7 protein-coding genes are annotated in these 24,259 nt (G+C 73.1%); 2 read left to right on the top strand and 5 right to left on the bottom strand.

Annotated features, from left to right (window positions below):
* The first annotated feature begins 3 nt into the window (after positions 1–3).
* Positions 4–1,674 carry an ABC transporter ATP-binding protein gene (locus IE317_RS02225; RefSeq protein ID WP_191306319.1) on the top strand — a complete coding sequence of 557 codons (1,671 nt, stop codon included), beginning with the start codon at positions 4–6 and terminating at the stop codon, positions 1,672–1,674.
* Positions 1,671–3,422 carry an ABC transporter ATP-binding protein gene (locus IE317_RS02230; protein ID WP_191306320.1) on the top strand — a complete coding sequence of 584 codons (1,752 nt, stop codon included), beginning with the start codon at positions 1,671–1,673 and terminating at the stop codon, positions 3,420–3,422. Before IE317_RS02225 ends, IE317_RS02230 begins: the two co-directional genes overlap by 4 nt.
* Positions 3,423–3,464: 42 nt before the next feature.
* On the opposite strand, the gene IE317_RS02235 is transcribed toward IE317_RS02230, so the two are convergent.
* The 5 genes from IE317_RS02235 to IE317_RS02255 all read right to left on the bottom strand — a co-directional run bounded on the left by IE317_RS02235 (position 3,465) and on the right by IE317_RS02255 (position 24,192).
* Positions 3,465–4,349: an RICIN domain-containing protein gene (locus IE317_RS02235; protein ID WP_191306321.1), complete on the bottom strand. Its 885-nt coding sequence runs from the start codon at positions 4,347–4,349 to the stop codon at positions 3,465–3,467.
* 117 nt (positions 4,350–4,466) lie between these two features.
* On the bottom strand, positions 4,467–4,676 hold the full coding sequence (locus IE317_RS02240) for an MbtH family protein (RefSeq protein ID WP_191306322.1): 210 nt from the start codon (positions 4,674–4,676) through the stop codon (positions 4,467–4,469).
* Between the two features lie 10 nt (positions 4,677–4,686).
* Positions 4,687–5,709 carry an ABC transporter substrate-binding protein gene (locus IE317_RS02245; protein ID WP_191306323.1) on the bottom strand — a complete coding sequence of 341 codons (1,023 nt, stop codon included), beginning with the start codon at positions 5,707–5,709 and terminating at the stop codon, positions 4,687–4,689.
* 67 nt (positions 5,710–5,776) lie between these two features.
* A complete protein-coding gene (gene panD / locus IE317_RS02250) occupies positions 5,777–6,190 on the bottom strand; it encodes an aspartate 1-decarboxylase (protein WP_191306324.1) in 414 nt (137 codons plus the stop codon).
* On the bottom strand, positions 6,175–24,192 hold the full coding sequence (locus IE317_RS02255) for a non-ribosomal peptide synthetase (RefSeq protein WP_191306325.1): 18,018 nt from the start codon (positions 24,190–24,192) through the stop codon (positions 6,175–6,177). Before IE317_RS02255 ends, panD begins: the two co-directional genes overlap by 16 nt.
* Positions 24,193–24,259: the final 67 nt, after the last annotated feature.

Consider the following 24,259-nt stretch of genomic DNA (forward strand, 5'->3'; position numbering starts at 1 on the left):
CGGGTGAGCGCGACGGGACGGCAGGTCCTCCGCCGGTCGATCGCCGGGCAACGACGACCGGTGGCGCTCGCGGCGTTGCTGGCCGCGAGCCACCAAGGCGGCGAAGCACTGGTCCCGGTGGTGATCGGCGTGGTCATCGACCAGGCCGTCGCGGGCGGCTCGGTGGGCACGCTGCTGGTCTGGCTGGCGGTGCTGGGCGTGCTCTTCGCCGCGCTGTCGAACAGCTACCGCCTCGGCGCCCGCTTCGGCGAGCGCGCCGCCGAACGCGCGGCCCACGGCCTGCGCATCGACATCGCCCGCCGGGTCCTGGATCCCGGCGGCGTCGCCGACTCCGGCACGCTCGCCGGCGAGCTGGTGAGCATCGGGACGTCCGACGCCAAGCGCGTCGGCACCGTCAACAGCGTCCTCCCCTTCGGCGTCGCCGGCCTGGCCGGGCTGCTGGTCAGCGCCGTGGCGCTGCTCACCATGTCGCTGCCGCTCGGGTTGCTCGTGCTGCTCGGCACGCCGCCGATGCTCTACCTGGCGCACCTGATCGGGAAGCCCCTCGAGCGCCGCAGCGAGGCCGAGCAGGAGCGGTCGGCGTTCGCTTCCGGGGTCGCCACCGATCTCGTCGCCGGGCTGCGCGTGCTGAAGGGCGTCGGCGCCGAACGCGCCGCCGTCGACCGCTACCGGCGCACCAGCCAGGACTCGCTGCGGGCGACGCTGCGCGCCGCCCGCGCCCAGGCCTGGCACAACGGCGCGCTGCTCGCGCTCACCGGCATCTTCATCGCCCTGGTCGCGCTGGTCGGTGGCAACCTCGCCGCGGCGGGCGGGATCAGCGTCGGTGACCTGGTCGCCGCGGTCGGCCTCGCGCAGTACCTGATCACTCCGTTCACGCTCTTCTCGTGGGTCAACGGCGAACTCGCGCAGGGCCGGGCGTCGGCCGGGCGCATCGCCGACGTGCTGAACGCCGCCCCGGCCGTCGGCACCGGGGACGCGATGCTGCCGGTTCCGGTGACCGGGCACGTCAAGCTGTCCGCGCTCAGCCGCGGCGTCCTGCGTGACGTCGCGTTCGAAGCACGGCCGGGTGAGCTGCTCGGCGTGGTGGCCACCGATCCGGCCGCGGCGACGGACCTGCTCGACTGCCTGGGCCGCGCCGCCGATCCCGCGAGCGGCACCGTGTCGGTCGACTCGGTCGATCTGTCCACTGTGGATCCGCGGCACGTCCGCGAGGTAGTGCTGGTCGCCGCGCACGACGCCGACCTGTTCGCCGGGACGGTGGCCGAGAACGTGACCACCGGGCCGAAGACGGCCGAAGCGCTGACCGCGGCCGCCGTCGACGAGGTGGCGAGCGCACTGCCCGACGGTGTCGCGACCCCGGTCAGCGAGCGCGGACGGTCGCTGTCGGGCGGGCAGCGGCAGCGGGTCGCGCTCGCCCGGGCGCTCGCCGCCGACGCGCCGGTGCTGGTGCTGCACGACCCGACGACCGCCGTCGACACGGTCACCGAGGCCCGGATCGCCGCGGGGCTCGCCGCACTGCGGCGCGGCCGCACCACGATCCTCGTCACCACCAGCCCGGCGCTGCTGGCGGCCACCGACCGCGTCGTCCTCCTCGACGACGGGCGCGTCGCGGGCGAGGGCAGTCACGCCGAGCTGGCCGGCCGTCCCGACTACCGAGCGGCGGTGCTGTCATGACCCGCGAACTGCTCCCCGTGGCCGACGGCCGCCGGATCCGCGCCGTCGTCGGCGAGCTCGTCGGCCGGGCGAAAGGCCGCGCCGCGGCCGCGTTCACCGCGCTCGTCGCGGCCACCGCGATCGGCCTGCTGACCGCGCCCCTGCTCGGCCGGGTCGTCGACCTGGTCGCCACCCGCCGCCCGGCGGCCGAGCTGGTCGCGCCGATCGTGGGCCTCGTGCTCGTCGCGGTGGCGCAGGCGGTGGCGACGGCGATCGGCGTGTCGCTTGTCGCGCGCCTGGGCGAGACGATCCTGGCCGAGCTGCGCGAGCGCTTCATCGAACGCGCGCTCGGGCTGCCGCTCGAACAGCTGGAACGCGCCGGGTCCGGCGACCTCACCGCCCGCGTGACGAACGACGTCTCGGTGGTCGCCGAGGGCGTCCGGCAGGCGCTGCCCGAACTGGGGCGCTCGGTGCTGACGGTGGTGCTGACGTTCGGCGCGCTGGCCGTGCTGGACTGGCGGTTCCTGCTGGCCGCGCTGCTGGCCGTGCCGATCCAGCTGTGGACCGTGCGCTGGTACGTGCCGCGCGCCAAGCCGTTGTACGCCGCCCAGCGCGAGGCGGTCGGGGCGCAACAGCAGCAGCTGCTCGACACCATCGGCGGCGCGAAGACGGTCCGGGCGTTCGGGCTGTCGGGTCCCCACCTGGAGCGGGTGCGGCAGCGGTCCGACGGGGCCGTTTCGCTGGCGCTGCAGGGCATCCGCCTGGTGACGCGGTTCTACTCGCGGCTCAACCTGGCGGAGTTCGTCGGGCTGGCGGCGATGCTGGCGCTCGGGTTCGTGCTGGTGGGCGCGGACGCGGTGACGGTCGGCGTCGCGACGGCGGCGGCGCTGTACTTCCACAGCCTGTTCGGGCCGATCATGACGGCACTGGCGCTGGTCGACGACGCGCAGGCGGCCGCGGCCAGCCTCGCGCGGCTGATCGGTGTCGCCGACCTGCCGGCCGAAGCGTCACCTTCGCAGCCGTCACGGCCGGCGGACGCGTCGGTGAAGACGGCCGGGCTCGGGTACTCCTATGTGGACGGTCACCCGGTGCTGCGCGACGTCGACCTGGGGGTCGCCCCCGGCGAACGGGTGGCGCTGGTCGGCGCGAGCGGGGCCGGGAAGACGACGCTGGCCAAGCTGATCGCCGGCATCCACCGGCCGGACGCGGGATCGGTCACGCTCGGCGGCGTGCCGCTGGAGGAGCTGGGGCCCGAAGCCGTCCGCCGGACGGTGGGGCTGATCAGCCAGGAGGTCCACGTCTTCGCGGGGCCGCTGGCCGAGGACCTGCGGCTCGCCCGCCCGTCGGCGACCGACGCCGAACTGCGGGCGGCGCTGGCCAAGGTGGGGGCGCTGACGTGGGTTTCGTCGCTGCCCGACGGGCTGGCGACGGTCGTCGGCGAAGGCGGTCACCAGCTGACGGTGACGCAGGCGCAGCAGCTGGCCCTGGTCCGGCTGGTGCTGGCCGACCCGCCGATCGCGATCCTCGACGAGGCCACGGCGGAAGCGGGCAGCGCGGGCTCGAAGGTCCTGGAGGCGGCGGCCGCGGCGGCCCTCGAAGGACGCACGGCCTTGGTGGTGGCCCACCGCTTGACGCAGGCGGCGGCGTCCGACCGGATCGTGGTCCTCGACGCGGGCGCGGTGGTGGAGTCCGGCACCCACGACGAGCTGGTCGCCGCCGGTGGCCGGTACTCGAAGCTCTGGGAGGCGTGGTCCGGCCAGCGCGCCTGACCCCCCGGTGCCGGCCGAGCCCGGCCGGCACCGGCGTTCCGGTCAAGCGATGGCCAGACTCCACTTCTGCCAGTTCGCCAGGGAAGTACGCTCGTAGGTCGTGATGTCCTTGCCGGTTCCCAGTGGCGTGAGGTAGTTGCCGCCGGCCACGTTGCGCACCCGGACCGTGCCGATCAGGTCCGGCTCGATCCGCCACTGCTGCGCCGGGTCGTCCGCGGCGCAGGCACTCACCAGATCGACGCGGGGCGATCCGAACGACCCCGTGCGCAGGCAGGTACCGGTCGCCAGGCTGCGCAGCTGGACCACGCCGTCGCCCAGCTCGACCCGCTGGAACTCCTGTTCCACCGCAGCGGTGCAGTCGGCCAGCCGCGCGGCGACGCCGCTGGCCGCGGCGCACCCGCGGTCCGAAACGCTCTTGATCCGGATGATGCGGCCACTGGTGTCCGCGGGCGGAGCCGACGCGGTTCCGGTGACCCGGAACTGCCACCGCTGGTGGTCGCTGCCGCCGGCGTCCCACAGGATCACGCCGAAGTCGTCGTCGTACAGGGTAGTATCGGCCACCTGGCCCGCCTTGGCGTTCTTCAGCCGGTCGCCGGCGAGCACCCAGTACTGTTCGACGTTCTCGTCGTCGCATTCGTAGCGGACGAGGTTGTTGAGTCCCATCACACAGCTTCGGTCGCCGAGGTTGCGGAGCATCACTTTGTCGCCGTCCACGGGAATCCGCTCCCACTGCTGGGTTTCCGCGCCGGTGCAGGTCTCCATCGTCACCCACGCCATGGTCGGCGCCCCGACCGCGAGGCATTTGCCCAAGGCGACGCTCTTGATTTCGATTGCCTGATTGGTTTCCGCCATCGCGGGAGCCGTGACTCCCATTCCCATGGCCACGGCTGCCGCGACGACGGCGAAGATGCGCGTTTTGAGGTTCACCTGGCGGAAGGTACCGATCCTCCACGGTAGCCGGACAATGAATTAACCGGCACCAGGGCTGAATGGACGACACGCCGGAAGCCAAATGGCTTCCGGCGTGTCGTGCGGGCAGGAAGGTCAGGCGTCCATGGCGTCGGCCAGTGACTTCGGGCGCATGTCCGTCCAATTCGCTTCCACGTGGTCCAGGCACTCCTGGCGGGACGACGGGCCGAACGCGACCGTCCAGCCGGCCGGGACGTCCGCGAACTCCGGCCACAGGCTGTGCTGGTTCTCGGCGTTCACCAGCACCAGGTACGTCGCGGACGGGTCTTCGAACGGGTTGGTCACGGCGGCCTCCTCAGGCGGTGATGTCCGTGCGGGCACCCTTCACCAGCGCGGTCAGCTTCTGGATGACCGGCGTGGCGAGCAGGTGGTTGAAGCGCGGCTCGGCCGACCAGTCGCCCAGCTGGTTGGCCTTGACCGCGGGCAGCTGGTTCCAGGTCGGGAACTGCGTCATCTGGGCCCGTGGCAGCGCGTACGAACGCGAGTCGGTCAGGATCAGGTCGGCCGGGTACTTGCCCGCCTGCTCCCACGACAGCTGCTCCCAGTAGTCCTCGCTGCCGCCGCCGGAGACGATGTCCAGGCCGAGCTCGCGGTAGTACGCGAGATCCGCGAAGAAGTCCGGCTTTGCGATGTAAAGGCCGTCCTTGTCGCCGTACAGCACGAGGACCTTGAGACCGGCCTTCTCCTTCGCCGCCGCGCGCAGGTCCTCGGACGCCTTCTCGAAGTCCGCCTTGGCCTGCTTCATGGTCGCCGAGTTCGCGTCGCCGCCCAGGGCGACGGCCAGCTGCGCATACCGCTCGATCACCTTGGGCAGCGTGACCTTGTACTCCGAAAGCGCGACGATCGGCGCGACCTGCTGCACCTTGGGGCCGAGGTCGTCGGTGAGCACCCACATGTCCGTCGGCTTGGTGCCGGTCAGGCCGGTGACGACCAGGTCCGGCTTGAGCGCGGCGAACTTCTCCATGCTGAAGTCGTCCCAGGCGTTGCCGATGGAGGTGACCGCGTTCAGGTCGATGTTGCCGGCCTGGATTTCCTTGCCGCCGTCGGCGGTCTTCTGCGGGCCGAACACGCCGACCGGGCGGACGCCGTAGTCCCAGAGCGCCGCGGCCGAGCTGGCGTAGGCCACCACCCGCGCCGGACGCTGGTCGCGCGAGGCCTTCTGACCGCGGTCGTCGGTGAACTCCCACGGGCCGGTGGCGGCACCGCTCGACGGCTTGTCACCGCTGCTGCAGGCGGTGAGGGCCGCGGCGGCGGCGAGGCCACCCGCCCCGATCAGGAATCCACGCCGGCTGAGTCCGGCGGCTGGGAACACGGACATGAGCACCTCTCGCAGGGGTTTAACTTAGGCACACCTTATTTAGGTAAGCCTGTCAAAAGCAACTGTGTCAGCGCCCACGGCCGGACCGCTGCGCGGTGGCGCCCGGCACCGGCTCGGCCGGGTCGTGCCCCAGGTGGACCTGCCGGTTGCCCGCGTCCACGTGCACCACCCGCGGCCGGTGCCCGGCGCGCTCGGACTCCTCCACCTGCGCGTAGGTGATGATGATGACGAGGTCGCCGGGGTGCACGAGGTGCGCCGCGGCGCCGTTCACACCGATCACGCCGGACCCGGGCTCGCCGGTGATGGCGTAGGTCTCCAGCCGGGCGCCGTTGGTGATGTCGACGACCTGGACCTTCTCGCCCTCGACGATGTCCGCGGCGGCCATCAGGTCCGCGTCGATGGTCAGCGAGCCGACGTAGTGCAGGTCGGCCTGGGTGACGGTGGCGCGGTGGATCTTGGCGTTCATCAGGGTGCGGTGCACGGGTAGTCCTCGTCTTCGTTCAGCAGCGCGGCGAGCCCCGCCGCGGTGGGGGTGCGGAAGAACTCGGCGATGGGCAGCTCGGTCCCGAGCCGCTCGGTGATCCGGTTGCGCAGGACCACCAGCAGCATCGAATGGCCGCCGAGGGTGAACAGGTCGTCGTCGGCGCCGACGACGGCCACTCCCAGGACCTCCGCGAAGATCTCGCAGAGCGCCTGCTCCGTGGCCGTCTCGGGGGCCCGGCCGCGGGCTGCGAAGCCGGGCTCCGGCAATGCCGTCCGGTCCAGCTTCCCGTTGGGGGTCACCGGGAACGCGGGCAGGGGGACGATCGCCGCGGGCACCATGTACTCCGGCAGCGACCGGGCCAGGAACTCCCGCAGCCGCACCGGATCCGCGTTCGCCGGCGTCGTGTACGCGACCAGCCGTTCCTCCCGGACGACGACCAGCGCCTCGGTGACGTCGTCGTGCCGGGCCAGCGCCGTCTCGATCTCGCCCGGCTCGATCCGGAAGCCGCGGAGCTTGACCTGGTCGTCGGTGCGGCCGAGGTATTCGAGCTGTCCGTCGGGCCGCCACCGCACCAGGTCGCCGGTGCGGTACATCCGCTCCCCCGGCGGCCCGAACGGGTCGGCGACGAACCGGTCCGCGGTGAGTCCCGGCCGCCCGTGGTAGCCGCGGGCCAGCCCGGCGCCGGCCAGGTACAGCTCGCCCGGCACCCCGGCCGGGACCGGCGCGAGGCCACCGTCGAGGACGTACGCGCGTGTGTTGTGCACCGGGCGGCCGACCACCGGCCGGCCGGCGTCCCCGAAGCGGCCGACCAGAGCGTCCACTGTGGCCTCGGTCGGGCCGTAGAGGTTGTACGCCTGCGTGCCCGGCATCGACGACAGCGTCTCCCACAGCGTCTGCGACACGGCTTCACCGCCGACGCCGACCACGCCGAGGGCACACCGGCCGTCCGCGATCACCCCGGCCGCGGCCAGCTGCGCGAAGTGCGACGGCGTGAGCTCGAGGAAGTCGAGTTCGCGCTCGCGCACCACCGCCGCCAGCCGCTCGGGGTCGCGGCGGGTGTCGTCGTCGACGACGTGCACCTCGTGCCCGTCGAGCAGCCACAGCTGCGGCTGCCAGGACGCGTCGAAGAAGAACGCCCACGCGTGCCCGACCCGCAGCCGTCGCCCGCCCGCCGCGGCGACCGCCGGGCGGTAGAGCGTCTCGCGGTGGCTGTGGAACAGGTTGACCAGCCCGGAGTGCGGGACGACCACGCCCTTGGGCTTGCCGGTGGACCCGGACGTGTAGAGCACGTACGCCGGGTTCGAGGGCGACGGCGGGGTAAGCGCCGCATGACAGTCCACAATGTCCTCGACGAACAACGCGCCCGGAACGAGCGACGCCAGCGAACGGCTGCTCAACACCAGCGCGGCGCCGGAGTCGGCGAGGATCGCCGAGAGCCGGTCCGCGGGCTGGTCCGGGTCCATCGGCAGATACGCCGCCCCCGTCTTGAAGACGCCGAAGATCGCCTCGACGACCGCCGCCGACCGCGGCAACACCAGCGCCACGACCTTCTCCGGCCCCGCGCCCTGCGACGCGAGCCACCGGGCGAGGCGGTCGGTCCGCGCGGCGAACTCCGCGAAGGTGACGCTCGAGTGCGCGTCGCTCAGCGCGGTCGCGTCCGGCGTCGCCGCCACCTGGGCCGCCAGCCGGTCGACCACCGTCGGCGCCGAGACGGTCAGCGGCGCCCCGGCACTCCACTCGCGCAGGACCCGCTCCCGTTCCGGAGCATCGAGGACGTCGAGCCGGCTCAGCGGCCGATCCGGGTCCGCGACGACCGCGGTCATCACCCGGACCAGGCGCTCGGTCAGCGTCCGGGCCGTCGGCTCGTCGAACAGGTCGAGGCTGTATTCGAGGTCGCCGTCGATGCCGTCGGCCGTTTCGACCAGGTCGAAGGACAGGTCGAACTTCGCCTGCCGCAGCCCGGTGTCCCGGTAGGCCGCGTCGAGCCCGAGCAACCGTTCCGGTTCCGGACCCGAGTGGTAGACCGCGAGCATCACCTGGAACAGCGGGTGCCGGGCCAGCGACCGCGGCGGGTTGAGCAGTTCGACGAGGTGCTCGAACGGCAGGTCCTGGTGGGCGTAGGCGGCGAGGTCGGCCTCGCGGACCCGGTCCAGCAGCTGCCGGAAGGTCGGGTCGCCGCCGGTGTCGGTCCGCAGGACCAGAGTGTTGACGAAGAACCCGGCGAGGTCGTCCAGTGCGTGGTCGGAGCGGCCGGCCACCGGTGTCCCGAGCGGGATGTCGGTGCCCGCGCCGAGCCGGGTCAGCAGTGCGGCCAGTGCCGCCTGCAGGACCATGAACGTGCTGGTGTCGCTGCGGTGGGCCAGTTCCTGCAGTCCTCGGTGGACGGACGCGGGCACGGTGAACGGCACCGCGGCGCCGCGGTTGGTCGACCGCGGCGGGCGCGGCCGGTCGGCCGGGAGGGCCAGCTCGTCGGGAATCCCCGCGAGGGTGTCCCGCCAGAACGCCGCCTGCCGCCCGAGGAGGCTGTCCGGGTCGTCGGCGCGGCCGAACATCTCCCGCTGCCACAGTGTGTAGTCCGCGTACTGCACCGGCAACGGAGTCCATTGTGGACGCTCACCGCGCAGCCGGGCCGCGTAGGCGGTGTCCAGGTCGCGCTTCAGCGGGGGCAGCGACCAGCCGTCGCCGGCGACGTGGTGCACCAGCAGCACCAGCACGTGCCGGTCCGGTCCGGCCGAGACGAGCGTGGCGCGGATCGGGATCTCGGCGTCGAGGGCGAAGCAGTACGACGCCGCCGCCGCGACGCTTTCGTCGAGGTCGGCCGCCGCCTCGGTGACCAGCACCGGGTCAGCCTCGTCGAGCACGACCTGCCGTGGCGTGCCGTCTTCTTCGACCAGGAGTGTCCGGAGAACCTCGTGACGTGCGACGACGTCACCCAAGGCGGCCCGCAGCGCGTCGGTGTCGACCGGTCCGGTCAGTTCCCACGCCCACGGGATGTTGTAGGTCGCGGACGGCCCGTCGAGGCGGTCGAGGAACCACAGCCGCTGCTGCGCGAACGACAGCGGCAGGACGTCCGGCCGGTCGGCCGCGACCAGCGCGGGACGGCGGCCTCGCCCGGGGTCCAGGGCTTCGGCGAGCCGGGCGGGGGTCGGCGCGTCGAACACCGCCCGGATCGGCACTTCGACGCCGAGCAGCGCGCGGATCCGGCTGACCAGCTGCGTCGCGAGGAGCGAGTGCCCGCCGAGGGCGAAGAACCCGTCGTCCGGGCCGGCCGACGGCACACCGAGGACGTCGGCGAACAGCTCGCACAACGCCTGCTCGGCCGGGGTTCGCGCGAGACGTCCGGACGTCCGGACCTCCGGGTCGGGCAGGGCGGCGCGGTCGAGCTTGCCGTTGGCGTTCAGCGGCAGCGCGTCGAGCACCACGATCGCCGACGGCACCAGGTACTCCGGCAGCCGCTCGGCCAGCAGCGCCCGCAGCGCGACCGGGTCACCGGCCGGCGCCACGTACGCGATCAGCCGGTTGTCCCGCGCGATCACGGCGGCGCGTGCCACGGAAGGATCGGCCGTCAGCACGGCCTCGACTTCGCCGGGTTCGACGCGGAAGCCGCGGATCTTGACCTGCTGGTCGGCGCGGCCGAGGAAGTCCAGCGTCCCGTCGGCGCGGCGGCGGACGAGGTCGCCGGTCCGGTACATCCGCTCCCCCGGCTGATGCGGCGAGGCGACGAACCGTTCGGCGGTGAGCGCCGGGCGGCCGAGGTAACCCCGCGCGACTCCGGCGCCGGCCAGGTACAGCTCGCCGCGCACCCCCGGCGGCACCGGCCGCAATGCCGCGTCGAGGACGTACGCGCGGGTGTTCGCGACCGGCCGCCCGATGGCCACCGGGCCGCAGACCTGGGCCAGGCTGTCGCCCGCGACCTCCGAACAGCCGTAGAGGTTGACCAGTGTCGCCGACGGCCAGCGAGCCGCGACCTTCTCGGCCAGGGGTTCGGAAAGCGGTTCACCGCTGGTGATCCAGGTGGTCACCGAGTCGAACGCCCCGGCCGGGGTGTCCTCGGCGAAGGTGTCGAGGAGGCTCGGCACGACGGTGAGCACCTGCGCGCCGGTTTCGCGCACGAAGGCGGCCAGTGCCCGGGGGTCGGTGGCCGTCGTGTCGTCGGCCAGGACCACCGGGTCACCCGCGACGAGGCCGCCGAGGAGCTCGGTCGAGCCGTCGATGAACGTCAGCGCGCTCTTCGCCACGCGCACGCCCCGAGCGAGGTCCCGGCCCCAGTGCAGCCGGTTGGCCAGGGCTCGCTGGGTTCCGGCGACGGCCTTCGGGCGTCCGGTGGAGCCGGACGTGAAGATCACGTACGCCGGGTGGTCCGGGCTGATCGACGGCCAGGCCGGTTCGGGTCCGGTATCGCCGGGCCGGACGAGCCGGTCTCCGAAGCCTTCCGACGCGATGACCAGGTGCGGTTCGGCATCGGTGAGCATTAGCTCGATGCGGTCGGCCGGGTGGTTCAGGTCCAAGGGCAGGTAGGCGGCGCCGGTCTTGAGCACCGCGAGGAGGGCGACGACGAGGTCCACCGACCTCGGCAACGCGACCGCCACCACGCGTTCCGGCGCCGCGCCTCGCGCGAGCAGCGCCCGGGCGAGGGCCGTGGCCCGGCTGTCCAGTTCGGTGTAGGTGAGCCGCTCGGACCCGAACGTCAAGGCGAGCGCGTCCGGCGTCCGCGCGACCTGGGCCGCGAAGAGCCCGGCGGCCGTCTCCGCGGGCAGCGGGGTCGCGGGGTCGGCGGCGAGCTGGTCGCGCTCGGCCGCGGTGAGCAGGTCGACGGCGCCGATCCGGGTGTCCGGGTCGGCGACGACGGCGGCCAGGAGCGTCCGGAGCCGTTCCAGGATCGCCTCGACGGTCCCGCGGTCGAAGACGTCGCTGTTGTACTCGGCGGTACCGCGGATCCCGGCCTGGTTCCCGGGCCGCTCGCCGACGAAGAACGTCAGGTCGGCGCGCGCGGTGCCGGTGCGGACCGGCTCTTCCGCGACCGTGAGGCCCGGCAGCGCGAGGTCGGCGACGGCGTTGTTCTGCCAGGCCAGCATCGTCTGGAACAGCGGGTGGTGGGCGAGGGACCGGATCGGGTTCAGCGCTTCGACCAGCCGCTCGAACGGGACGTCCTGGTGGGCGTAGGCGTCGAGGCTGCGGTCCCGCACCCGGGCGACGAGGTCGCGGAACGACGGGTCGCCGCCGGTGTCCACGCGCAGGACCAGGGTGTTGACGAAGAACCCGACCAGGTCGTCGAGGGCGGCGTCGGTGCGGCCGGCGATGGAGGTGCCGAGCGGGATGTCGGTGCCCGCGCCGAGCCGGGTGAGCACGGCGGTGAGCCCGGCGTGCACGACCATGAACACGCTGGCCCCGCAGGCCCGGGCCAGGTCGACGAGTCCACCGTGGAGCTCGGCGTCCCAGCCGAAGGCGAACTGCTCGCCGCGGTAGGAGGCTTCCGCCGGGTGCGGCCGGTCGGTGGGCAGCTCGATCCGCTCGGGCAGCCCGGCCAGTGCTTCGCGCCAGTACGCCAGCTGCGGTTCGATCACCGGCTCGCCGAGGACGTCCCGCTGCCACAGCGTGTAGTCCGCGTACTGCACCGGCAGCGGTGTCCACTGTGGAGTCTCACCGGCCTGGCGGGCGGTGTAGGCCGTCGCGAGGTCCCGCCACAGCGGCGCGGTCGACCAGCCGTCGGAGGCGATGTGGTGGAACACCAGCACCAGGACGTGCTCGCGGGCGCCGAGGCGCAGCAGCCGGGCCCGCAGCGGGATCTCCGACTCCAGCATGAACACCGTTCCCGCCGCTTCGGACACCGCGTCGGCGAGCGTGGCCTCGGTGACCGCGCGGACCGGCAGCGGGATCGAGACGTCTTCGAGGACGAGCTGCCGGGCTTCGCCGTCGATCTCGGGGAAGACCGTGCGCAGGGCTTCGTGCCGCTCGACCACGTCGGCCAGCGCCGTGCGCAGGGCGTCGACGTCGAGAGCGCCGGTCAGCCGGACCGCGGTCGGCATGTTGTAGGTCGCCGACGGGCCTTCGAGGCGGTGCAGGAACCACAGTCGCTGCTGGGCGAACGACAGCGGCAGCACGTCCGGCCGCGGGTCGGCGCGGACCAGGGCGGGCCGGGCTGCTCCGGAGTCCGAAGTGGCCAGCAGCGCGGCCAGCCCGGCGACCGTCGGCGTCTCGAACACCGACCGCACCTGCAGTTCGACGCCGAACACCGCGCGCAACCGGGCGACCAGGCGGGTCGCCATCAGCGAGTGGCCGCCGAGGGCGAAGAAGTCGTCGTCGACGCCGATCGACGCCGTGTCGAGGACTTCGGCGAAGAGGCCGCAGAGGAACTCTTCGACCGGCGTGCGCGGGGCCCGGCCGGTGGTGACCGCCTGCTGGTCCGGGCTCGGCAGGGCGCGCCGGTCCAGCTTGCCGGACGCCAGCAGCGGAAGCCGGTCGAGGACCACGAACGCCGAGGGCACCATGTACTGCGGCAGCCGGTCGCGCACGTGCGCCCGCAGCGCCGCCACCAGGGCGCTCGTGTCCCGCTGCCCGGCCGGGTGGTTGCCCAGCGCTTCGAGGGCGGCGCGCACCGGGCGGCCGCGGTGGATCCGCTGCGGCTCACCGGTGGTGAACACGGCTTCCAGGGCGCCTTCGTCCGCGGTGAGGGTCGCGTAGACGCGGTAACCGTGCCGCTCGCCGAGGTCGTGCAGCGTCTCGGGATCCACCCCGTCCCGTCGGTCCAAAGCGGACAGTGCCGCTTCGGCGTCGCCCGCGGCCAGCGCGGTGACGGCGGCGAGTTCCCCGGACAGCCGGGCGTTCGGCACGCCGGTCACGCGCAACCGGGCCGGGCGGGCGGCCAGGGCCTCTTCCACGTCGTCCAGTGCGACGACCCGCTCTTCGGGGGCGGCGGGTCGCGGGGCCTTCCGCAGGACGACGTCGTAGCGGTGCCGGGTCAGCTCGTTGTGGGCGTGGCCGCGCTTGACCCACAGGTCGACGTCGTCGAAGCCGTCGAGCTGCAGAGCCCGGAAGAAGTCCGGGTCCAGGACGAGTTCGCCTTCGCGGGCGATCGCCTGGTCGACCGCGGCGACGTCGCGGCGGCCGTGGCGCAGCTCGGTCGCGGTCCGGAACGCCCGCAGCGACCGGAGGTTCCGGATGTCGCCGAGGAAGATGACGCCGCCCGGCCGGACGTGCGCGGCGGCCGTGCGGAGGACTTCGGCGAGGTAGCCGACGCTCGGGAAGTACTGCGCGACCGAGTTGATGATCACCGTGTCGAACTCCGGCAGTTCGCCCAGGTCGTGGGCGGGCCGCGCGGCCAGGTGGACCTTGCCCGCGTACGGCGTCGCCGCGATTTCGCGCCGCAGGTTCGCGATGGCCTGCTCGGAAAGGTCGACGCCCCAGTACTCCTCGGCGTCCGGCGCGATCCGCGACAGGATCAAGCCACTGCCGACGCCGATCTCCAGGACGCGCTTCGGCCGCAGGGACCGGATCCGGTCGATCGTCGCCGCGTGCCACTCGCGCATCTCTTCGAGGGGGATCTCGGAACCGTCGTAGCTGGAGTTCCAGCCGGTGAAGTTCTCCTCCAGGCCACCGGACGCGGCTTCGGTGAAGACGTTCTCGTGCAGCTCGCGCCACTCGCCGACGTGGTCCAGTTCGGCTTCTTCGTCCCGCCCGGCCGCGGGCACGGCGTACGCGATGAGCCGCCCGTCCTGCGCGACGACGACGGTCTGCCCGACGGCCGGGTGCTCGGCCAGCACGGACTCGATCTCGCCGAGTTCGATGCGGTAGCCGCGGATCTTGACCTGGTCGTCGGCCCGGCCCAGGAACACCAGCCGCCCGTCCGGCAGCCACTTGACCAGGTCACCCGTGCGGTAGAGCCGTCCGCCGGAACCGAAGGGGTCCGCGACGAACCGCTCCGCCGTCAGTCCGGGACGGCCGAGGTACCCCCGCGCCAGGCCGGAGCCCCCGAGGTACAGCTCCCCCACCACGCCGGGCGGCACCGGCCGCAGCCCGGCGTCGAGCACGTACGCGCGCGTGCCCGGGTCGGGGATGCCGATCGGGACGACCGCCGCGTCCGCCAGCTCGGCGGGGTCGCTCTCGCCGAGCGTCGAGTTGGTGGTCGCTTCGGTCGGGCCGTAGGCGTTGAACATCCGCCGTCCGGGCGCCCAGCGGCGCACCAGTTCCGGTGACACGCGTTCGGTGCCGGCGAGCAGCACGCTGTCGCGAGGCAGGTCGAGGTCCGCCGGCATGGCGTCGAGCAGGGCGGGCGGCAGGATCATGAAGTCGACGCCGTGGGCGTGCGCGTACTCGGTGAGCGCCGGGCCCGCGACCCGCCGCTCGGCCGGGACGACCACCAGGCGGCCGCCCGAGAGCAACCCGAGGCAGAGGTCCCAGAAGGCGACGTCGAAACTCGGCGACGCGAACTGCAGCACCCGGCTGTGCGGGCCCACCCCGAACCGCTCGGACTGGGTGGCGACCAGCTTCGCGACCCCCGAGTGCTGGAGGACGACGCCCTTGGGCCGTCCCGACGAGCCGGACGTGTAGATCACGTAGGCCGCGTTCTCGGGCGTGATCACGACCTGCGGGTCCTCTGTGGACATATCCGCGAGAGCGGTGTCCTCCAGGAGCACCCGCGGCAGCACCGACGGCAGTTTCGCCTCGACCTCCCGGGTGGTCACCACGCACACCGGGGCCGCGTCCTCGGCCATGTAGGCGATCCGGTCGCCCGGGTAGTCGACGTCGATCGGCAGATACGCGGCACCGGCCTTGAGCACCGCCAGCTCGGCGACGATCATGTCCACCGACCGCGGGACGGCCAGCGCGACGACCCGCTCCGGCCCGGCGCCGCGGGCGAGCAGCAGGTGCGCGAGCTGGTTGGCACGCGCGTTCACTTCGGCGTAGGTGAGTTCGACGTCTTCGAACACGAGCGCCACCGCGTCCGGGGCTTCGGCGACGCGGCGGGCGAACATCGCAGGGAACGTCTCGGTGCCCGCCGGTTCGAGGGACCCGGCCCACTCGGTGAGCACCCGGTCGCGCTCGTCTCCTTCGAGGAGGTCCAGGGCGCCGACGGGCCGGTCCGGCTCGGCCAGTGCCGCGCGCAGCAGCACTTCGAGACGGCGCAGGATCGCCTTCGCTCCCGCGTGGTCGAAGACGTCGGCGTTGAACTCGAGGACGCCGGCGATTCCGGCGTCGCGCTCGGTCAGCGAGATCGACAGGTCGAACTTCGACGTCCCGGTGGTCACCGGAATCCCGGTGACGGCCAGGCCGGGCAGGGTCACCTCGGCGCGGGCGTTGTTCTGCCCGGCGATCATGACCTGGAACAGCGGGTGGTACGCCAGTGACCGCGCCGGGTTGAGCACCTCGACCAGGCGCTCGAACGGCACGTCCTGGTGGGCGTACGCGTCGAGGTTGCGCTCGCGGACGCGGGCGAGGAGCTCGCGGAACGTCGGCTCGCCGCCGGTGTCGACGCGCAGGACCAGGGTGTTGACGAAGAACCCGACGAGGTCGTCCAGGGCCGGGTCGGTGCGGCCGGCGATCGGCGAGCCGATCGGCACGTCGGTGCCCGCCCCGAGGCGGGTGAGCAGAGCGGCCAGCGCCGCGTGCACGACCATGAACACACTCGCGCCGCTCTCGCGGGCCAGGTCGGCCAGGCCCGCGTGGAGCCCCGCGTCCCAGGTGAAGGTGTGCAGCTCGCCGCGGAAGGTCGCGGTCGCGGGGTGCGGGCGGTCCAGGGGCAGCTCGATCCGGTCCGGCAGGCCGTCGAGGGCCGTCCGCCAGTAGTCCAGCTGCGTGCTCAGCACGCTGTCCGGGTCGTCTTCGCGGCCGAGCAGATCCTGCTGCCACAGCGTGTAATCCGCGTACTGGACCGGCAACGGCGTCCACTGTGGAGCGTCCCCGGCCCGGCGGGCGGCGTAGGCCGTGGCGATGTCGCGCCACAGCGGGGCCATCGACCAGCCGTCCGAGGCGATGTGGTGGAACACCAGCGCGAAGACGTGCTCCCGCGCGTCCAGCCGCAGCAGCTCCGCCCGCATCGGCGCGTGCCGCTCCAGGTCGAACGAGCCGCGGACCAGCCGGGTCAGGGCCTCGTCGAGGTCGGTGACCTCGCGAACCGGCAGGTCGGCTTCTCCGGCCGGGAGGATGTCCTGGTAGGGCACGCCGTCGCGCTGCGGGAACCGGGTGCGCAGGGCTTCGTGGCGGGCGACCACGTCCGAGAGCGCCAAGCGCAGTGCGTCGACGTCGAGGTCGCCTTCCAGGCGCATGATCAGCGGGACGTTGTAGGTGGCCGAGGGGCCTTCGAGGTGGTGCAGGAACCACAGCCGCTGCTGGGCGCCGGACAGCGGAACCAGGTCCGGCCGTCGTGCGGGGAGCAGGGGCGGCCGCGCGGTGCCGCGGGCGGTGGCGAGCACTGCGGCCAGCCCCGCCGGGGTCGGCGTTTCGAAGACGGCCCGCACCTCGAGCTCGGCGTGGAGTGTGGTCCGGACGCGGGCGATCAGGCGGGTGGCCAGCAGGGAATGGCCGCCGAGAGCGAAGAAGCTGTCGTCCGGGCCGACCCGCGGCAGGCCGAGCACGTCGGCGAACAGCTCGCACAGCTGCCGCTCGACCGGTGTGCGCGGCTCGCGGTCCGAGACCGGGGCGCTCGCTTCCGGGGCGGCCAGCGCACGGCGGTCGAGCTTGCCGTTCGCCGTCACCGGCAGCGCGTCGAGGACGACGATCGCCGACGGCACCATGTGCTCCGGCAGCCGCCCGGCGGCGAAGGTCCGCAGGTCGGCCGGGAGCGCGGTGCTCCGGCGCGACCGCCGGGGATTGCCGGTGTAGCTCAGGATCGGGTCCGGGCCGGGCCGGAACGCGCCGGCCGGGTCACTGGTGAAGAGGACGTCGACCGAACCGTCACCGGCGGCGGACCAGGTGACGACCGCACCCAGTGCGTACCAGTCTTCGGGATTCACGCCGACGGTGATCCGGCCGTTCGGGACGCCTTCGACGCGCAGGCCGTCGCGGCGCCGTGCCGCCACCTCCTCCACGGAGGACACATCGGTGCCCCAGGTCAGCGTCTCCAGAGGCTGCGGCTCGGTGGTCCCCGGGCGCAGGACGACGTCGTAGCGGTACTGGGTGAGTTCGTTGACCGCCTGGCCGCGCTTGACGCGGATGTCCGCGACGACCCCGTCGAGCCCCGCGAAGAACTCCGGTGCCACCAGCAGTTCCTTCTCCCGCAGCAACCGCTGTTCGACGTCGCCGCCGCGCGCCTGGGCCACGGCGGTGTGGAACGCCCGGACCTGCCGCAGGTGGCGGACGTCGCCGAAGAACAGCGCCCCGCCGGGCGCCAGGAGCGCCAGTGCCTTGCGCACGACGTCGAGGAGGTAAGTCCCGCTCGGGAAGTACTGGATGACGGAGTTGAGCACGATCGTGTCGAAGAACCCGGACGGCAGGCCGTCGAGGTCGGCGGCGTCGCCGGTACGCAGTTCGACGCGCCCGGCGAGGTCCGGATCGGCCGCGACCCGCTCCCCCAGCGCAGCGATGACCTCGGCGGAGAAGTCGGTGCCCCAGTACGCCTCGCAGTCCGGGGCCAGCTCGGTGAGCAGCAGGCCGCTGCCGACACCGATCTCCAGGACCCGCTTCGGCCGGAGTGAGCGAATCCGGGCGACGATCGCGTCGCGCCACTCGCGCATCTCCTCGCGCGGGATCGGCTCGCCGGTGTAGCTGGAGTTCCAGCCCGCGAACTCGTCGTCGTCACCGGAGTACATCGAGTCGTACAGCGCGCGCCACTCGCCGACCTGCTCGGTCTCCTCCTCGGCCGAACCGGAGGTGTCGGCGGGCACGACGTACCCGACCAGCCGGACGTCGCCGGGCCGGTCTTCGCGGGCGACGACGACGGCGTGGGCGACGTCGTCGTGCGCGGACAGGGTCGCGGCGATCTCGCCCGGCTCGACGCGGAAGCCGCGGATCTTGATCTGCTCGTCGCCGCGGCCGAGGAACTCCAGGACGCCGTCGGGCCGGAAGCGGGCGAGGTCGCCGGTGCGGTACATCCGGGTGCCGGGCGCGCCGAACGGGTCGGCGACGAACCGCTCGGCGGTGAGCCCGGCCCGGCCGAGGTACCCGCGGGCGAGCTGGACGCCGGCGAGGTACAGCTCGCCGGGCGTGCCCGGCGGGACCGGGCGCAGGGCGGCGTCGAGGACGTAGGTGCGGGTGTTCCACACCGGACGTCCGATCGGGACGGATCTGTCCTGAGTGGACGCCCGCCACGAGGTGACGTCGACCGAGGCTTCGGTCGGGCCGTAGAGGTTGTGCAGCTCGGCTTCGAGGACCTGGTGGAACTGCGCGACCGCGTCCGGGGGCAGGGCCTCGCCGCTGCACAGCACGCGGCGCAGGCTCGCGCACTCCCCCGCCGCCGGTTCCTGGAGGAAGACCTGGAGCATCGACGGGACGAAGTGGACGGTGGTGATCCCGCGGTCGCGGATCAGCCGGGCGAGGTAGGCCGGATCTTTGTGGCCGTCCGGCCGGGCGAGCACCTCGGTGGCCCCGGTGAGCAGCGGCCACAGGAATTCCCACACCGAGACGTCGAAGCTGGACGGCGTCTTCTGGAGCACGCGGTCGCCGTCGGTGAGGCCGTATGCGTCCTGCATCCACAGCAGCCGGTTGACGATCCCGGCGTGCGGGACGACGACGCCCTTCGGCCGGCCCGTCGAGCCGGAGGTGTAGATGACGTACGCCGGGTTCTCCGGCCGGAGAGTGACTTCCAGGGGCTCGTCGGAGACTCCCGCCAAGGTTCCTGGGTCGTCCAGGAGCAGAGCGCCTTCGACAGCGGTGTCCGCGACGGCCAGCACCAGCGCCGGATCGGCGTCTTCGAGCATGAAGGCGATGCGGTCGGCCGGGTAGCCGGGGTCGAGCGGCAGGTAGGCCGCGCCCGCCTTGAGCACGGCGAGGATGGCCGTGACCAGGTGCGTCGAGCGGGGCAGGGCCAGGGCGACCACGCGCTCGGGCCCGGCGCCGCGCGCGGCCAGCACGCGGGCCAGCCGGTTCGAGACCGCGTCCAGCTCGGCGTAGGTGAGTTCGTCGTCCTCGAAGACGAGCGCGGGATGACCGGGCGTCCGCGCGACCTGGGCGGCGAACAGCTCGGGCACGGTGAGCGCGGGAACGTCCTGTGTGGCCCCGGACCAGGTCTTTTCGAGGCCGGCACGCTCGGCGGCGGTCAGCACGTCCAGGGAGCCGAGCCGGCGGTCCGGGGCGGCGGCGACCTGCCGGAGCAGGGTTTCGAGGCGGTCGAGCAGGCCGGCGACGGTGGCCCGGTCGAACACCTCGGCGTTGAACTCGGCCTGGCCGTGCAGGCCGTCGGCCCGTTCGGTGAAGGAGAACCAGAGGTCGAACTTCGCCGTGCCGGTGCCGACGGGCTGCTCGGTGACGGTCAGCCCGGGCAGCTCGACACCGGTGCCGGGGGTGTTCTGCCAGGCGAGCATGGTCTGGAACAGCGGGTGGTGCGCCAGCGACCGGGCCGGGTTGAGCGCTTCGACCAGCCGCTCGAACGGGACGTCCTGGTGGGCGTACGCGTCGAGGCTGCGCTCGCGGACCCGGGCGACGAGATCGCGGAAGGAGGGGTCGCCACCGGTGTCGACGCGCAGGACGAGGGTGTTGACGAAGAAGCCGACGAGGTCGTCGAGGGCGGGGTCGGTGCGGCCGGCGATCGGGGTGCCGATCGGGATGTCGGTGCCCGCGCCGAGGCGGGACAGGAGCGCCGTCAGGCCCGCGTGCACGACCATGAACGGGCTGGCCCCGCAGGCACGGGCCAGGTCGGCGAGGGCGGCCTGGAGCCCGGCGTCCCAGGTGAAGGTGAAGAACCCGCCGCGGTAGGCCGAGACCGGCGGGTGCGGCCGGTCGAGCGGGAGCGGGACGCGCTCGGGCAGACCGTCGAGGGTCTCCCGCCAGTAGCCGAGCTGTGCTGCTTCTTCGGAGGCCAGGAGATCGCGTTGCCAGAGCGTGTAGTCCGCGTACTGCACCGGCAACGGCGTCCACTGTGGAGTCTCACCGTGCAGGCGCGCGCGGTAGGCCGTGGCGATGTCCCGCCACAGCGGCGACAGCGACCAGCCGTCGGCGGCGATGTGGTGCACGACGAGGACGAGCACGTGCCGCCGCGGGCCGTCGGTGAGCAGTTCCGCGCGCACCGGGACCCCGGCACCGAGGTCGAACACGCCACGGACGATCGCGTCCACCTCGGCGTCCGCATCGGACACTTCCCGGACGGTCAGCTCGACGGTCCCCTCGGGGAGGACCTCCTGGTACGGCACGCCGTCGGCGACCGGGAAGACGGTCCGCAGGGCCTCGTGCCGGGCCAGGACGTCGTTGAGCGCTTCGCGCAGCGCCTCGACGTCCAGCTCACCGGCCAGCCGCATGACGAGCGGGACGTTGTAGGTCGCCGAGCCGCCTTCCAGGCCGTGCAGGAACCACAGGCGCTGCTGCGCGAACGACAGCGGCAGCCGTTCCGGCCGTTCCGTGACGCGCGTGAGCGGGCGCCGCGCGGTCTCGGTGACGGCCCCGGCGAGGAGGTGGGCGAGCGCGGCGGGGGTCGGGGCGTCGAACACCGCCCGCACCGGCACCTCGGCGCCGACGGCCGCGCGGATCCGCTGGATCAGCCGGGTGGCGAGCAGCGAGTGGCCGCCGAGGGCGAAGAAGTCGTCGTCCGGGCCGGCCTGCGGCACGCCGAGGACGTCGGCGAACATCTCGCACAGCAGCTGTTCGACGGGGTTGCGCGGCGCGCGGCCGGGCCCGGCGGTGAAGCGTTCCGGGCTCGGCAGGGCCTTGCGGTCCAGCTTGCCGGAGGCGAGCACGGGCAGCTTGTCGAGCACCACGAACGCCGACGGCACCATGTACAGCGGCAGCCGGTCCCGCACGTGCGCACGCAGCGAGGCGACGAGCGCCCCGGTCTCACGCCGTGCGGCGGGGTTGTTGGCGTACGAGCCCGGCGCGCCGGCCGGACGCACCGGCCGGTAGGCAGCGCCGTCTTCGCCCCTCGTGAAGACGGCTTCCAGTTCGCCTTCGGTCGCCAACGTGACGGCGACGCGGTACCCGACCTGCTCGCCGAGCGCATACAGGGCTTCCGGGTCGACACCGTCCCGGCGGCCGAGGGCGGCCACGGCCGCCTCGGCGTCGCCGGTGTCCAGGGCGCGGACCGCGGCCAGCTCACCGGCCAGCCGCGCGTCCGGGATCGCGGTGACCCGCAGCCGCTCCGGCGTCTCGGCGGCCAGGAACCGTTCCACCGCACCGAGATCGCCGAACGCGACGACCTGCTCCCCGGCCACCTCACGCCGCGGCGCCTTCCGCAGGACGACGTCGTAGCGGTGCCGGGTCAGCTCGTTGTGCGCGGTGCCCCGCTTGACCCACAGGTCGACGTCGCCGAAGCCGTCGAGGTCGCGGGCCAGCGCCGGGAAGAAGTCCGGGTCCAGGACCAGTTCGCCCTCGCGGGCGATCGCCTGGTCGACCGCGGCCACGTCGGTCCGGCCGCGGTGCAGTTCGACGGCGGTCCGGAACGCCCGCAGCGAGCGCAGGTTCCGGATGTCGCCGAGGAAGATCGTCCCGCCCGGTGCCAGCGCGCCCGCGACGGTCCGCACGACCTCGGCGAGGTAGTCCGCGCTCGGGAAGTACTGCGCGACCGAGTTGATGATCACCGTGTCGAACTCCGGCAGATGGCCCAGGTCGTGGGCGGGCCGGGCCGCCAGGTGCACCTTGCTCGCGTAGTCCGTGGCCGCGACCTCGCGCCGGACGTTCTCGATGGCGCTTTCGGAAAGGTCGACACCCCAGTAGGTTTCGGCGTCCGGCGCGATCCGGGACAGGATGAGCCCGCTGCCGACGCCGATCTCCAGGACCCGCTTCGGCCGCAGCGCGCGGATCCGCCCGATCGTCGCCGCGTGCCACTCCCGCATCTCGGCCAGGGGGAGCTCGGAGCCGTCGTAGCTGGAGTTCCAGCCCGCGAAGTTCTCCTCGATGCCGGGGGATCCGGCGAGCATCTCCTCGTGGACGTCGTGCCATTCGTCGACGTGGCCCCGCTCGGCCGCCTGGTCGCGGTCGGGCACCGGCACGGCGTAGGCGATCAGCTGCCCGTCCTGCGCGACGACGACCGACTGGCCGACGCGCGGGTGTTCGGCCAGCACCGATTCGATCTCGCCGAGCTCGATCCGGTACCCCCGGATCTTGACCTGGTCGTCCGCCCGGCCCAGGAACACCAGCCGCCCGTCCGGGAGCCACTTGACCAGGTCACCGGTCCGGTAGAGCCGCCCGCCGGAGCCGAACGGATCGGCGACGAACCGCTCCGCCGTCAACCCCGGACGGCCGAGATAGCCGCGCGCCAGGCCGCTTCCGGCGAGGTACAGCTCCCCCACCACCCCGACCGGAACCGGCGCGAGGTGCGCGTCGAGGACGTACGCGCGGGTTCCCGGGTCCGGCACGCCGATCGGCACTGCGGACCCCGGCGCGATTTCCGGGTCGCAGAGCCCGAGCGTCGAGTTGGTCGTGGCCTCGGTGGGGCCGTAGGCGTTGAACATCCGCCGGCCGGGTGCCCAGCGGCGCACCAGCTCCGGCGACACGCGTTCCGTGCCCGCCAGCAGCACGCTGTCCCGCGGCAGATCGCAGTCTTCCGGGAACTCGGCCAACAGGGCAGGCGGCAGGATCATGAAGTCGACGCCGTGGGCGTGCGCGTACTCGGCCAGTTCGGGGCCGGGCACCCGGCGTTCGGCCGGGACGATCACCAGGCGGCCACCGGAGAGCAGCCCGAGGCACAGGTCCCAGAACGCGACGTCGAAACTCGGCGACGCGAACTGCAGCACCCGGCTGTGCGGACCCACCCCGAACCGCTCGGACTGCGTCGCGACCAGCTTCGCGACACCGGCGTGGGAGACCACGACACCCTTGGGCCGCCCGGTGGAGCCGGAGGTGTAGATGACGTAGGCGGCGTTGGCCGGGACGATCGCGGCGGCCGGGTCCGCCGCCGGGTCCCACGAGACGTCGTCGAGCAGCAGGACGTCGCCGTCGAAACGGTCGGCGAGAGCGCGCGTGGTCACCACGCAGACCGGGCGGGCGTCGGCCACCATGAACGCGATGCGCTCGGCCGGGTAGTCCTGGTCCAGCGGCAGGTAGGCGGCGCCGGCCTTGAGGACGGCCAGCTCGGCGACGATCATCTCGATCGAGCGCGGCACGGCGAGCGCGACGACCTGTTCCGGCCCGGCGCCACGGCCGATGAGGAGGTGGGCGAGCCGGTTCGCGCGCACGTCCAGCTCGGCGTAGGTCAGTTCCCGGTCCTCGAAGACGAGCGCGACCGCGTCCGGTGCCTCCCGGACGCGGGCGGCGAACAGCTCCGGCAGGGTCGACAGCGGCGCCCCGAAGTCCGTCGCGTTCCATTCCTCGCAGATCCGGCGCAGTTCCGGTGCCGTCATGAGTTCCAACCGGGCCACCGGCCACTGTGGACGATCGCGGGCGTCGGCGAGGAGGTTTCCGAGGTGGTCCAGCATCCGGTCCACAGTGGATTCGTCGAGGACGTCGGCGCGGTAGTCCGCGCCGTCCCGGGTCAGGTTCAGGTCGAGGGCCAGGTCGGTCTCGGCGCCGAAACCGACGTTGACCAGCACCGATCCCCCGCGCCCGTGCTCGGGTTCCAGTTCGGCGACCAGGTCTTCGAACGGAACTTCGTGCGCCAGGGCTTCTTCCCGCGCCTCGCGCACGCGCGCCACCACCTCGTCGAACCCCGGCGAGCCGCCCAGATCCACCCGGAGGGGCACCAGCGCGCCGATCCCGAGCACGACGTCCGCCGTTCCCGTGTACCGGGACAACAGCACCGTGAACGCCGCGAGGAGGGTCAGCTCGTCGACGGCGGGCAGCGGCCGCTCCAGCCGGGCGAAGACCGGCTGCCCGAGGTACGGCCGGTCGACCGGCAGCGGCAGCTCCTTCGAGGCCGAAGCGAGGCGGTCACGCCAGAACCCGAGCCTCGACCCTTGTTGCTGCACAACGTCACCGTTGCTCACCGGTAGACCAGCCTCCCGCTGCTCACGGCGCCCCGATCGGAGCGCGAACTTAGGTGACCCTAACAAA

This window comes from Amycolatopsis bullii, from assembly GCF_014654205.1.
Taxonomy (GTDB): Bacteria; Actinomycetota; Actinomycetes; order Mycobacteriales; family Pseudonocardiaceae; genus Amycolatopsis; species Amycolatopsis plumensis.